Source organism: Streptomyces sp. NPDC001339 (assembly GCF_042895955.1).
Taxonomy (GTDB): Bacteria; Actinomycetota; Actinomycetes; order Streptomycetales; family Streptomycetaceae; genus Streptomyces.
The window spans coordinates 641,830-654,893 of record NZ_JBIAWT010000001.1 but is presented as its reverse complement, the minus strand read 5'-3'; the positions used below and the strand labels follow the sequence as shown (position 1 = coordinate 654,893).

The 13,064-nt window shown below is 69.4% G+C and carries 10 protein-coding genes; 3 read left to right on the top strand and 7 right to left on the bottom strand.

All coding sequences use genetic code 11. The annotated features are described in order from the left end of the window. Positions 1–16 precede the first annotated feature (16 nt). From ACFY12_RS02805 to ACFY12_RS02775, 7 genes are all read right to left on the bottom strand, one after another. Positions 17–1,636 (bottom strand): ABC-F family ATP-binding cassette domain-containing protein, encoded by a 1,620-nt coding sequence (locus ACFY12_RS02805; RefSeq protein WP_390713890.1) that lies wholly within the window; start codon positions 1,634–1,636, stop codon positions 17–19. Positions 1,637–1,780: 144 nt separating this feature from the next. After that, positions 1,781–2,908 (bottom strand): ABC transporter ATP-binding protein, encoded by a 1,128-nt coding sequence (locus ACFY12_RS02800; protein ID WP_390713889.1) that lies wholly within the window; start codon positions 2,906–2,908, stop codon positions 1,781–1,783. A 12-nt stretch (positions 2,909–2,920) separates the two neighbouring features. Next, positions 2,921–3,982: an ABC transporter ATP-binding protein gene (locus tag ACFY12_RS02795; protein ID WP_390713888.1), complete on the bottom strand. Its 1,062-nt coding sequence runs from the start codon at positions 3,980–3,982 to the stop codon at positions 2,921–2,923. Positions 3,983–3,993: 11 nt separating this feature from the next. Next, positions 3,994–4,965, bottom strand: a complete 972-nt coding sequence (locus ACFY12_RS02790; protein WP_390713887.1) for an ABC transporter permease — start codon at positions 4,963–4,965, stop codon at positions 3,994–3,996. A gap of 134 nt (positions 4,966–5,099) precedes the next feature. Then, positions 5,100–6,902, bottom strand: coding sequence for an ABC transporter substrate-binding protein (locus tag ACFY12_RS02785; protein ID WP_390713886.1), 1,803 nt, complete (start codon positions 6,900–6,902; stop codon positions 5,100–5,102). Between the two features lie 104 nt (positions 6,903–7,006). Then, the gene (locus ACFY12_RS02780) at positions 7,007–8,041 is read right to left on the bottom strand and encodes an ABC transporter permease (RefSeq protein WP_390713885.1); all 1,035 of its coding nucleotides are present in this window, start codon (positions 8,039–8,041) and stop codon (positions 7,007–7,009) included. 421 nt (positions 8,042–8,462) lie between these two features. Beyond that, positions 8,463–10,754, bottom strand: a complete 2,292-nt coding sequence (locus tag ACFY12_RS02775; protein WP_390713884.1) for a prolyl oligopeptidase family serine peptidase — start codon at positions 10,752–10,754, stop codon at positions 8,463–8,465. Positions 10,755–11,025: 271 nt separating this feature from the next. Here ACFY12_RS02775 and ACFY12_RS02770 point away from each other — a divergent pair, with 271 nt between their 5' ends. The 3 genes from ACFY12_RS02770 (at position 11,026) to ACFY12_RS02760 (ending at position 12,870) form a co-directional block, all read left to right on the top strand. Continuing rightward, the gene (locus ACFY12_RS02770) at positions 11,026–11,220 is read left to right on the top strand and encodes a hypothetical protein (protein WP_390713883.1); all 195 of its coding nucleotides are present in this window, start codon (positions 11,026–11,028) and stop codon (positions 11,218–11,220) included. Between the two features lie 181 nt (positions 11,221–11,401). Further along, positions 11,402–12,406, top strand: a complete 1,005-nt coding sequence (mshB, locus tag ACFY12_RS02765) for an N-acetyl-1-D-myo-inositol-2-amino-2-deoxy-alpha-D-glucopyranoside deacetylase (RefSeq protein ID WP_390713882.1) — start codon at positions 11,402–11,404, stop codon at positions 12,404–12,406. Then, positions 12,403–12,870, top strand: a complete 468-nt coding sequence (locus tag ACFY12_RS02760; RefSeq protein WP_390713881.1) for a DUF6113 family protein — start codon at positions 12,403–12,405, stop codon at positions 12,868–12,870. The genes mshB and ACFY12_RS02760 overlap by 4 nt, the downstream gene beginning before the upstream one ends. Positions 12,871–13,064 lie beyond the last annotated feature (194 nt).

Sequence of the window (13,064 nt, the reverse complement as noted above, 5' to 3'; positions counted from 1 at the left end):
CCACCGTCGGGGTCCGCTAGCGGACCCGCGCCACCCGACGCTCGTCCCACACCGGCTCGGGCGTCTCGCGCAGCACGCCGTCCGAGCCGAACACCAGGTAGCGGTCGAAGGACTTGGCGAACCAGCGGTCGTGGGTGACAGCGAGCACCGTGCCCTCGTACGCCTCCAGACCCTCCTGGAGGGCTTCCGCCGACTCCAGGTCCAGGTTGTCGGTCGGCTCGTCGAGCAGCAGCATCGTGGTGCCCTCCAGCTCCAGGAGCAGGATCTGGAACCGGGCCTGCTGCCCGCCGGACAGCTTCTCGAAGCGCTGGTCGCCCTGCCGCTCCAGCTCGTAGCGGCGCAGCACGGACATCGCGCCGCCGCGGTCCTTCGCGTGCTCCGTCCACAGGATGTCGACCAGGGTGCGACTCATCAGTTCGGGGTGCGCGTGGGTCTGCGCGAAGTGCCCGGGCACCACACGTGCGCCCAGCTTCCACAGGCCCGTGTGGCCCACCTCCTGGCCTGCGAGGAGGCGCAGGAAGTGCGACTTGCCCGAGCCATTGGATCCGAGGACTGCGACCCGTTCGCCGTAGAAGACCTCCAGCGAGAAGGGCTTCATCAGCCCGGTCAGCTCCAACTGCTCGCAGGTCAGCGCCCGTACGCCGGTACGGCCACCGCGCAGCCGCATGGTGATCTCCTGCTTGCGCGGCGGCTCCGGTGGCGGGCCGGCCTCCTCGAACTTGCGCAGCCGCGTCTTGGCGGCCTGGTAGCGCGAGGCCATCTCGTCGCTGCGCGCCGCGTACTGCTGCATGTCGAGCACCAGACGCTTCAACTGCGCGTGCTTCTCGTCCCAGCGCCGCCGGAGCTCCTCGAACCGCTCGAACCGCTCGGCGCGCGCCTCGTGGTACGTGGCGAAGCTGCCGCCGTGCAGCCACGCGTCGGATCCGGCCGGACTCGGCTCGAGGCTCACGATCTTCTCCGCGGCCCGGCTCAGCAGCTCCCGGTCGTGCGACACGAACAGCACGGTCTTGCGGGTCTCTTTGAGCCGCTCCTCCAGCCACCGCTTGCCTGGTACGTCCAGGTAGTTGTCCGGCTCGTCGAGCAGCAGCACCTCGTCCGGGCCGCGCAACAGTGCTTCCAGTACCAGCCGCTTCTGCTCACCGCCCGACAGCGTCCGCACCTGGCGCCACTGCGCCTTCTCGTACGGAACGCCGAGCGCCTCCATCGTGCAGATGTCCCAGGCGGCCTCGGCCTCGTAGCCACGTGCCTCCGCCCAGTCGCTGAGTGCCTGGGCGTAGCCCATCTGCGCGGCCTCGTCGTCCCGGTCCATGATCGCTTCCTCGGCGGCGTCCAGGGCCCGGGCGGCCTCGCGGATGCGGGGCTGGGCCACCGAGACCAGGAGGTCTCGCACGGTCCGCTCGTCGCGCACCGACCCGACGAACTGAGGCATGACGCCCAGGCCGCCGCTCGTGGTCACCGACCCGCCGTGCGGCTGGAGCTCCCCGCAGATCAGCCGGAGCAGCGTCGTCTTGCCCGCTCCGTTGGCGCCCACCAGAGCCACCACTGCCCCGTCGCCGACGCGGAACGACACGTCACCGAGCAGGAGCCTCCCGTCCGGCAGGTAGTGCTCCACGTGCGCAACCTCGAGATGTCCCATGAGCCGCATTCTTTCCGGAGCGCTCCAAGACCGGCAAGCGATTACGGGGAGGCGACGGCCGCACACGACAGCGCCGCCGTGGCGGGAGGCATTCCCGTCACGGCGGCGCGTGTTGCCGAACCGCGCTACGCGTCCGAACCCGTACTACGCGTCCGAATCGGTGCGCGACTCCTCGATGGCCGCCAGCGCCGGGTCCAGGACGATGTCCTCGTCCCGGGCCGCGGTCGTCGGCTCCTCAGGGAAGTGACAGGCCGTCAGGTGGCCGGCCTCGCTTCCGGTGATCTGGACCAGCGGCGGCTCCTCCGTGGCGCACTTCTCCTGCGCCTTCCAGCAGCGCGTACGGAAGCGGCAGCCGGAGGGCGGGTTGACGGGGGAGGGGACGTCACCGGCGAGCCGGATCCGCTCCCGTTCTTCCTCGTCACCCTCCACCAGCTTGGCCTCGGGCACCGCCGAGAGCAGCGCGTGGGTGTACGGGTGGCGCGGCCGGTTGTAGATCTCGTCGCGGCTGCCCACCTCGACGACCTTGCCGAGGTACATCACCGCGACCCGCTCGCTGAAGTGCCGCACGATGGCCAGGTCGTGGGCGATGAAGAGGAAGGCGATGCCCAGGTCGCGCTGGAGCTGCTGGAGGAGGTTGACGACCTGCGCCTGGATGGAGACGTCGAGGGCCGAGACCGGCTCGTCGGCGACGATCAGCTTCGGCTCCAGGGCGAGTGCCCGGGCGACGCCGATGCGCTGACGCTGGCCGCCGGAGAACTCGTGCGGGAAGCGGTTGTAGTGCTCCGGGTTCAGGCCCACGGTCTCCAGGAGTTCGCGGATGCGTTTCTCCCGGCCGCCGGGCGGGTTGATCCCGTTGATCTCCATCGGGCCGCCGATGATGGTGCCGACCGTCTGCCGCGGATTGAGCGAGGCGTACGGGTCCTGGAAGATCATCTGGATCTCGGAGCGGATCGGTGCCAGTTCCTTGCGGCCGGCGTGCGTGATGTCCTGCCCCGCGTAGGTGATCTTGCCGGAGGTCGGCTCCATCAGCCGGGTCAGCAGCCGCCCGGTCGTGGACTTGCCGCAGCCCGACTCGCCGACCAGCCCGAAGCTCTCGCCGGCGTGCACGGTCAGGTCGACGCCGTCGACCGCCTGCACCGCGCCGACCTTCCGCTTGAACGGGAAGCCGCCGTGGATCGGGAAGTGCTTGGTCAGGCTCTCGGCGGTGAGCAGCGGCTCGCCCTGGGCGGGCGCGGCGTCGCGGGGCGAGGGGAGGGTGGCGTTGTTGGTCATGGTGGTCGCTCCCTAGCCCAGCCGGGGCTTGATGTGCTCGGTGAAGAGGGTCTGCTTCTGCTCGGCGCTCAGGTGGCACGCGGCGGCGCGGCCCAGCTCCAGCGGCGGCCGCTCGTCGGTGCACAGGCCGTCGCCGACCTCGTCGGTGAAGCCGCAGCGCGGGTTGAAGGCGCAGCCGGACGGCGGGTTGAGCAGGCTCGGCGGGCTGCCGGGGATCGGGTGCAGCGCCTCGCTGACATCCGAGGAGAGCCGCGGCATGGAGCTGAGCAGGCCCCAGGTGTACGGGTGCCGGGGCTCGGTGAGGATCTCCTTGACGGAGCCCCGCTCCACCGCCCGGCCCGCGTACATCACCAGCAGGTCGTCCGCGGTGTTGGCGACCACGCCGAGGTCATGGGTGATCAGGATGATCGCGGAGCCGAACTCCTGCTGGAGGTCCTTGAGGAGGTCGAGGATCTGCGCCTGGACGGTGACGTCGAGGGCGGTGGTCGGCTCGTCCGCGATCAGCAGCTCGGGGTTGCAGACCAGCGCCATGGCGATCATCGCGCGCTGCCGCATACCGCCGGAGAACTGGTGCGGGTAGTCGTCGACCCGGAGATTGGGCTGCGGGATACCGACCTTGGTCAGCATCTCGATGGCGCGCTGCCGGCCCTCGCGCTTGCTGGCGCCGGTGTGCTTGATGAACGGCTCGGCGATCTGCCGGCCGACGGTGTAGTACGGCGACAGCGCGGTCAGCGCGTCCTGGAAGATCATCGCCATCTTGTTGCCGCGGAGCTTCTCCAGGGTCTTCTCCCTGGCCCCGGTCAGCTTCTCGCCGTCCAGCGTGATCTCGCCCGTGATCTCGGTGGCCTTGGGGTTGTGCAGCCCCAGGACCGCGAGGTTGGTCACCGACTTGCCGGAGCCCGACTCGCCGACGATGCCCAGCGTCTGGCCGCGCTCCAGGTCGAAGGAGAGACCGTCGACCGCCTTCACGATGCCGTCCTCGGTGGAGAACCGCACCCGCAGGTCACGAACGGACAGGAAGGGGCCGGACCCGGCAGGCGAGGTGGCGCCTTCGGTCTTGGTGAGTGTGGTCACGTCAGGTTCTCCTAGGACAGGCGCACGCGCGGGTCGATGAAGGCGTACGTCGCGTCCACGATGATGTTGAACAGCAGGATCAGAGAGGCGCTGAAGATCATCACGCCCATGACCATGGGCAGATCCAGGGTGATGACGGAGTCGACCGCGAGCCGCCCGATGCCCGCCAGCGAGAAGGTGAACTCGGTGATCATCGCGCCGCCGAACAGCGAGCTGAGGTCCATACCGAGGATGGTCACGATGGGGATCAGCGAACCGCGCCAGGCGTAGCGGAGGAAGACGTACGAGCCGGACATGCCCTTGGCCTTGGCCGTGCGGACATGCTCCTCCTGCAGCTGCTCGATCATCGTCGAGCGCGACATACGCGTGTACTGCGCGGTGAAGATCGTCGCCATCACGAGCCAGGGGAGCAGCAGCCCCATGAACCAGCCCGCGGGATCCTCGGTGAGGGGCACGTACTTGGGCGAGTCCAGGATGCCGCTGTAGACGAAGAGTCCGAGGGCGATCGGCCCGAGGATGTAGATCTGCGCCGAGCTGAGCACCATCGACAGCGAGGTGAGCACCTTGTCGAGGAACGAGCCGCGCTTGTAGGCGGCGAGCAGGCCGGTGCCCAGACCCACGGTCAGGAACACCAGGGCACCGCCGGCGGCCAGCGAGGCGGTCGTGGGGAGCCGGTCCAGCAGGGTCGTCCAGACGTCCTGCTTGGTGGTGAAGGAGTACCCGAAGCACGGGGCGTCGCAGCGGCCGACGGTGAAGTCCCGGCCCGTGAAGATGCCGGTGAGGAAGTCCCAGTACTGCGTCGGCAGCGGCTGGTCGAGGCCGAGGTTCTGGCGGATCAGCGCGAGGTTGTCCGCGGTGCAGCTCTTCCCGCAGGACATCGTTGCCGGATCACCGGCACCGAAGAACACGAAGAACGTGAAAGCACTGAGCAGGATAATGATGACAACAGCGCCGAACGTCCGGCGAAAAAGGAATTGAAGCATGGCAGTTCGCTGCTCTCAGGACGGCGGCGGCAGTGGGTGTGAGGGGTGGTGGGCAAGGCTCCGGAGGGCGCGCGTTCCGCCGTGTGCGCGCTCTCCGGAGTCCCTTCGCCAGGTGAGGAACGTGCCTGGAGTGGCTACTTCTTCACGTACAGCATGGTCGGGTCGAGGTAGCTGATGTCCAGGTTGTAGCGGGCGCCGCCGATGTTCGAGCCGTACAGCTGGAGCGACTTGACGAAGAAGACCGGTGCGGCCGGGTTGACCTTCTCCACGATGTAGTGGTGGAGCTTCTGCCACTCCGCGGTCTGCTTGGTGACGTCGGTGATCGCCTCGATGCGCTTGATCTCGTCGGTGACGTGCTGATCGCGGATGTGCGCGTAGTTGGTGGCGCCGTCCTGGATCGTGGTGCCGTCGTACGACGGCGGGACCACGGTCGAGACGTCCGGCCAGTCCTGCCCCCAGCCGGTCATGTAGATGTCGAAGCCGTTGTCGACCTTGCCCATCTCCTCGTACCAGGAGGCCGCGTTGACCTCCTTCTTCTGCACGTCGAAGCCGGCCTTGTTCAGCGCGTCCGCGATGGCGACGGCTTCCCGCTGGCGGATCTCGGTGTTGGAGTAGGCGTAGACGAGCTTCATGCCCGTCTTGCCGGCTTCCTTGAGGAGCTTCTTCGCCTTCTCCGGGTCACCGTTGGGCTTGGCGAGCTTTCCGTACGGGTCGTAGCCCTTCTCGTAGCCCGCCACGGTCGGGGCGAGCAGACCGCCGGCGACCTCACCGCCGTAGCTGCCGCCGTTGATCCGGACGACCTGCTGGCTCGGCATCGCGTAGGTGATCGCATCGCGGATCTTCTTGTCCTTGATGCGGTCCATGTTCATGTTCATCTGCCAGACGTAGGGCTGGTAGCCCTGCACCAGGCGCTTGCTCGCGCTCTTGTCGTTGAGCACATCCCTGGTCAGGGTGGGGTCCACCGTGTTGTTGAAGCTCACCGCGTTCTTGGCTTCACCCTGGTCGGCCAGCAGACGCTTGGTGGAGTCCGAATACTGGTGGTTGAAGGTGATGTTGAAGCCGTCCGGGTACTGGTGGCGCACCGCGTCCGTCTTCGGGTCCCAGTTCGTGTTGCGCACCAGCTGCATGGACTTGCCGGACTTGAACGACGCGATCTTGTACGGGCCGGAGGTCACCGGCTTGACGTCGTAGGCGTCCTGGGTGTCCTTGTCGCTGTCCGGCACCGGGCTGTAGCCGGGCATCGACAGCGCGAACGGCAGCTGCGCCTGCGGCTTGTCGAAGTGGAAGACGACGGTCTTGTCGTCCGGGGTGTCCAGCACGTTCTTGGGCAGGTGGTCACCCTTGTACGGACCGTCCGGCAGCGCCTTGCGGTAGCTGGTGCCCCGGCCGGAGAGCCACTCCTGGACGTAGGTCGGGCCGTCGGTGCAGAACGGGGCGTACATCCGCTCGATGGTGTGGCGGATGTCCTTCGAGGTGATCGGCTTGCCGTCCTCGAACTTGACGCCGTCCTTGAGCGTGTACTTCCAGGTCTTGCCGCCGTCGGACATCTGGCCGGCGTCGGTGGCGAGGTCGCCCACCACCTTGGTGTTGCCCTTGTCGTCCTGCTTGAGCGCGGTCAGACTCCGGAAGATCAGCCGCGCGAGCGACTTCTGGTCGCTGACGTACATCCGGGCCGGGTCCAGGTGGTTGTAGCTGTCACGCTGGTACACGCGGATGGTGCCGCCGGCGTGCGCGTCCTTGATCTCCGCCGCCGGGCCGGTGGAGTCGGCGGCGGTGCCCAGCGGGATCACCTTGGCCTGCGCCGCGGCGTCCGCGTCCGTCTGTGCCTTGTGGTCCTTGTCGGAGCCGCTGCCGCCGCTGCAGCCGGTCAGCGCGAGTGAACCGGCCGCCATGGCCACGATCACCGCGCGCGCTCTGCGCATGGGAAGTGCGTTCATGGGTTCCAAGCACCTGCCTGTCAGTTGGGGTCAGATGTGCTGTCGGAAGCAGCCGGGACAGACCCGGCCCGTGGGGGTGACAGCAAACCCCCTGAAGCGGACGATCAGCGCCCGGACTTGGGGTCGAAGGCGTCGCGTACCGAGTCTCCGAGCAGGTTGAAGCAGAGCACGAAGAGCACCATGGCCCCGGCGGGGAAGAGCAGGAAGGCGGGGTCGTTCTCGTAGTAGACGGCGCCTGCCTGGAACAGCCGGCCCCAGTCGGGGGTCGGTTCGATGATGCCGACGCCCAGGTAGGACAGGCCCGCCTCGGCGGTGACGAAGAGAGGGAGCATGTAGGTGCTCTGCACCAGCACGGGGGTGACCACGTTCGGCAGCAGTTCCTTGCGGATGATCCGCCAGGGGGAGGCACCGGTGATCCGCGCGGCCTCGACGAACTCCCGCTCCCGCAGGGAGAGCACCTGTCCCCGCAGAAGCCGGGCCAGACCCATCCACCCCAGGGCCCACTGCACGATGATCAGCGCGCAGACCCGTACGTAGGTGGGTGTCTCCGTGCCCGGGGGCACGAAGAGCGCCACCACGACCGGCATGAACGCCACGAAGGTCAGCTGGCTCGGGAAGGCCAGCAGGAAGTCGATCACCCGGCTGATGAAGTAGTCGGACTTGCCGCCGAGGTAGCCGGCCGTCACACCGACGATGATTCCGGTGAGCACGGTCAGGATGGTCACCGCGACGGAGATGCCGAGCGACATCCGGATGCCGTAGATCAGCTGCATGAACACATCGCGGCCCAGCGTCGGTTCGATGCCGAGCCAGTGCTCGGGCGACATGCCGCCGTTGGGGCCTGCGGGGTAGGCGAACTCGTCGAGGAGGTCGGGGTTTTCGTTGCCGTAGAGCGTGTACGGGTCCTTGCCGTACAGCGCGCCGATCACCGGGGCCAGCGCCGCGACGACGAAGAAGACCAGGACGACGATCGCGCACACCACACCCGTACGGTCGCGCTTGAAGCGCATCCACATCAGCTGGCCGGGGGAACGGCCGGTGAGTTCACCGCCCTTGGCCTTCTTCCCCTTCTTCAGACCTTCCGGCCCAAGTCCCGGTGGGTCGGACTTGGTAGCCGCGGTCTGGGATGGACTAGTCATCGCGAAGTGCCCCCGCGCCGAGTTCTCTTGGAACGTGAAGCGGCACCTGGTCAAGCACCGCTGGATGAGCGGACTTTCGCAAGTGATTTACGGCGGAGTCAAGGGGATCGGGTGTGCTCGCGAACAGGTAGCCCACTTCTTGAGCGAAGATTGCGCAGATCGACGCCCCGGCGTGCTTGACATGTGGTTCCCATATACGGCATGGGTGACATATGAGCACCAACCTCTTTAACATGGCGGCAACTTCACTGTCGCATCACCGATATACGGACGCGCCATGATGAACAACGTACGGCCGTGCGGGTGCCGTAGACCGGCCGGGACGCCAGGCGGCTCCCCGGCCGGTCGTGGCCTTTGTTCCATTTTGGTCGGTTCTGTGTTCGGGAGGTCCCCCGCCGCCGGGAGGGCCTCCCCGGGACCGTCACGCTCGGGTGGTCATCCCCAACGACCGCTTGAGGAAGTCCACCTGGAGCAGCAGCAGGTTTTCGGCCACCTGTTCCTGCGGCGTCATATGGGTCACCCCGGAGAGCGGCAGCACCTCGTGCGGGCGCCCCGCCGCCAGCAGCGCCGACGACAGCCGCAGCGAATGCGCCACCACCACGTTGTCGTCCGCCAGGCCGTGCACGATCAGCATCGGCCGGTGCGGCTCCACCGCCCCGGACAGCCCCTCGTCCGTGAGCAGTGAGTTCGCCGCATAGACCGCGGGTTCGTCGTCCGGGTGTCCCAGGTATCGCTCCTGGTAGTGGGTGTCGTACAGCCGCAGATCGGTCACCGGCGCGCCCACCACCGCGGCGTGGAAGACATCCGGCCGGCGCAGCGCGGCGAGTCCGGCGAGGTACCCGCCGAAGGACCAGCCGCGGATGGCCACCCGGTCCAGATCGAGGGGGAAGGATCCGGCCAGCGCCTGGAGGGCGTGCACCTGGTCGTCCAGCGCGAACTCCGCGATCCGCCGGGAGACCGACTTCTCCCAGGCGGGGGAGCGGCCCGGGGTGCCCCGGCCGTCCGCGACGATCACCGCGAAGCCCTGGTCGGCGAACCACTGCGAGACCAGATGGGCGTTCTGCGCGGCGACCACCCGCTGGCCGTGCGGTCCGCCGTACGGATCCATCAGCACCGGCAGCGGACCGTCCGCCTCCGTATATCCGCCGGGCAGCAGCACCGCACACGGAATCTCCCGCTCCCCGGCCCGTACGAGCCGGGGCCGGGCGGTGAGCGACGGCTCCTCCGTATACGAACCGATCGTGGCCAGCGACTTCTCGCCGCCGTCCGGATCCAGCCGGATCACCTCCACCCGCGTGCCGGGCCACTCCAGCGAGGTCTGGGACAGCACGGTCAGCGCTCCGCCGCGCACCGCGGAGGACACCGTCGGGTACGGACGCTCGCCCACCCTCTCCCAGCCGCCCTGGTCGCCGCTGCCGCGGAACCACGCCCGGTAGACGCCGATGTCGTGCATCTCGCTGCCGCTCGCGGAGAACAGGACGTCCTCCGCGCCGATGTCCAGCACCGCCCGTACGTGCAGCGGCGCCCCGGTCAGCGGGCGGTCGCCTACGAACAGGCGACGCGCCCCGCCCTCGTCCGCGATCCGCACCAGCCGGCCGTCCGGCGTCCAGGCCGGTACCCCGGGGAACGGCTCGACCCACACCTCGTCCTCGTCGTCGTGCACCGTTGTGGTCGCGCCGGTCGCGGTGTCGACGGTCAGATACCGCTGGTCACGCTGGTCCCGGGCCTGGACCAGCAGCAGCGGCGGGCCGGCCGCGGACCAGTGGACCCGCGCCAGATACGGGTAGCGCCCGGTGTCCCAGCCGACGTCCGTGCGTGAGCCGTCCAGGCCGAACAGCGCCAGCGTGACCTCGGCGTTGGCGGTGCCCGCCGCGGGGTAGGCGATCCGCGCCGGCTCACGGTCCGGATGCGCCGGGTCGGAGATCCACCAGCGCCGCACCGGCGCCTCGTCGACCCGCGCGGCCAGCACCGCGTCACTCTCCGGTGACCACCAGAAGCCCCGATAGCGGCCCATCTCCTCGGCCGCGATGAACTCCGCCAGGCCCCAGGTCACCTCGGGGCCGTCCGGCTCCGCGAGAACGCGGTCCGCCGCCGGCCCACCGCCGGCTCCGGCCGCCGCCCCGGATTCCGCCGCGGCGCCGTTGTTGTCCGAGGTGGCCGCGCCGCTGTTGTCCGAGGTGGCTGCGCCCCTGTTGTCCGAGGTCGTGGTTCCGCCGTTGTCCGATGTCGCGGTGCCGTCCACCGCCACCACACGGAGCCGGCCCTCCGACACGAAGGCGACCCACCGGCCGTCCGGTGACGGACGGGGATCCACCACCGGGCCCCGCACCGGGAGTTCGCGGGTGGTGCCGGCCCGCAGCTCGGACACGAACAGCCGGCCGGAGAGCGTGAACGCCGCCAACTCCACGGCGGAATCCGTGGCATAGCCGACGATCCCGGCCGAGCCCTCCCGGCTGCGCTCACGGCGGGCCCGCTCCTCCGGGGGCAGGTCCTCCTCCGCGCCGGCCAGCAGGGCGTGCGGATCGGCCGCCGTGAACTCCCGTCCCTCGTTCAGGTCGAGTACCCACAGTTGCTGACTGCGGTCCGTGCCGGAGCGGGAACGGAGGAAGGCGACGCGGGCGCCGTCGGGTGCGAGGGTGAAGCCGCGCGGAGCGCCCAGGGTGAAGCGCTGCGTACGGGCGGATTGCCGCGGAAACGAAGGCTGTCCTGTCATGGGCCGAGCTTAGGACGTGGCCGGTGGGTCGGGGTTGCCCTGTGGATAAGTGGGGGCGGGGCTCACGGTGGTCGCACCTGTGAAGATCGTGTGCGCCCCCGCTCTGCTTCTGTGCTCCGACTTATGCGCTTCAACGGAAAGTTATGATCCCTTGCGCACAGTGGGTACGGGGTAAGGAGCCCATGGCATACCCCGGTGTGCTGGTCCGCGGGCAGCGGTCCGCGCACCGCCCAACTCTGTCCGGACCGTGTGTACTTGGAGGTGAGCCGCCGTGGCACTCTCGATTTCGGCGGTGGTGCTGCTGGCGATCATCGTCTTCTTGCTTGTCAAGAAGTCCGGGCTGAAGGCGGCGCATGCCTTCGTCTGCATGCTGCTGGGCTTCTATCTCGCCAGCTCGTCCATCGCGCCGACGGTCAAGACCCTGACGACGAACGTCGCCAGCATGATCGGGGGCATCAGGCTCTGATCCGTCCGGATCGGGGGCGTCCGGATCGTGGGCGTTCCGGACCGGATCGTGGGCGTTCCGGATGCGGGCCGTCCGGGCCGGGGGGGCGGGGCGCAGGCCCGCGCGCTCTGCGTCATGGTCCGGGGGCGGCCGCCGGGATCGCCTGGTGAGGCCGCGGCGGGCGGCTCGTAGGCTTGTCCGCATGACTGCCCAGCCGCCCCCCTCGCGTCGCAGTGAGAGCCCCGCCCGCCGTCTCCTCCTGGTGCATGCCCACCCGGACGACGAGTCGATCAACAACGGCGTGACCATGGCCAAGTACGCCGCCGAGGGCGCACAGGTCACCCTCGTGACCTGCACCCGTGGCGAGGAGGGCGAGGTCATCCCGCCCGAGCTCGCGCACCTCGCACCGGACCGGGACGACACCCTCGGCCCCTACCGCGCCGACGAACTGGCCGCCGCGATGGCCGCGCTGGGCGTCATCGACCACCGCTTCCTCGGCGCGCCGGGCCGCTACCGCGACTCCGGGATGATGGGCGCGCCCCAGAACGAGCGGCCGAACGCCTTCTGGCGGGCCCCGCTCGACGAGGCGGCCGCCGACCTGGTGGCCGTCATCCGCGAGGTCCGGCCGCAGGTCCTGGTCGCCTATGACCCGAACGGGGGATACGGCCACCCCGACCACATCCAGGCGCACCGCGTCGCCATGCGCGGCGCGGAGCTCGCCGCGGAGCACCGCTTCCGGCCCGACCTGGGCTCCCCGTACGCGATCGAGAAGATCTACTGGAACTGCAACCCGCGATCCGTGGTCGAGGAGGGCTTCGCGCGGCTGCGCGCGTACGGCCACGGCTTCGCCGGAATCGCCGCCGTCGGCGACGTACCGGGTGTGGTGCCGGACTCCGAGGTCACCGCCGCGATCTCCGGCGGCCCCGAGTGCGCCGCCGCGAAGGCCGCGGCGATGCGCGCACACCGCACCCAGATCGTGGTCGACGGGTCCTTCTTCGCGCTCTCCAACGACCTGGGGCAGCCGCTGTTCGCCACCGAGCACTACCGGCTGGTGCACGGGGTCCCGGGTGCCGTGGCCGGTGAAGCCGGTGAAACCGGTGAAGGCGAGCGGGAGAACGATCTCTTCGCGGGCATCGGCGGTGACGTGGTCAGCTCGGAAATAACGGGTATGGAAGAGAATGCCCGGATCGAGGAGGTAGCGGAATGAGCGCGGCAACGGGCGGTAGCGCCGGTGCGGCCCCCGGCAAGAAGGGCGGCGACGGCGGTCCGGCCGCCGGCGGCGGCGCGCCCTCCGCGCCCCTCACGCCCGGCCGGATCGGCATATATGCCCTGCTCTTCGTCGCCGGTGTGCTGGTCGCGTTCGCCGGCACGCTGGTGCAAGCGGCCTGGTTCCCCGGCGGGTTGGTGCTCGCCCTGGGTGGTGTCACCGGTCTCTTCTACGGCGGCGCCCGGGCCACCGGCACCGCCGCCGGTGTGCTGGTGCCCGGCGCGGCATGGCTGCTGACGGTGTTCCTGCTGCTCAGTGACGTCCGTCCGGAAGGTGATTTCCTCTTCGCGGCCGGCGCCGGGACGTACGCCTTCCTGCTCGGCGGCACCCTCGCCGCTGTGATCTGCGCCACCGTGGCCCAGATGCGCGCCGCCGGTGCGCGGTACGGCCGAGTCGGTGGATGACATGGTCCCCGCGTGGTCCATACCGGGACGGATGCCCCGCAAGTCCGGGTGAACGGCCCTGTAAGTGCGAGTGAACAGCCCTGGAGCAGGGGTATCGCCCGTGGCGGCGGTGTTCACACGCTCGCCGGGTGTCCGCCCGCGGCGGACAGTATGGTGGTGCGCGCCGTCGCGCCGCCCTGGGGGCACCCCTCGGC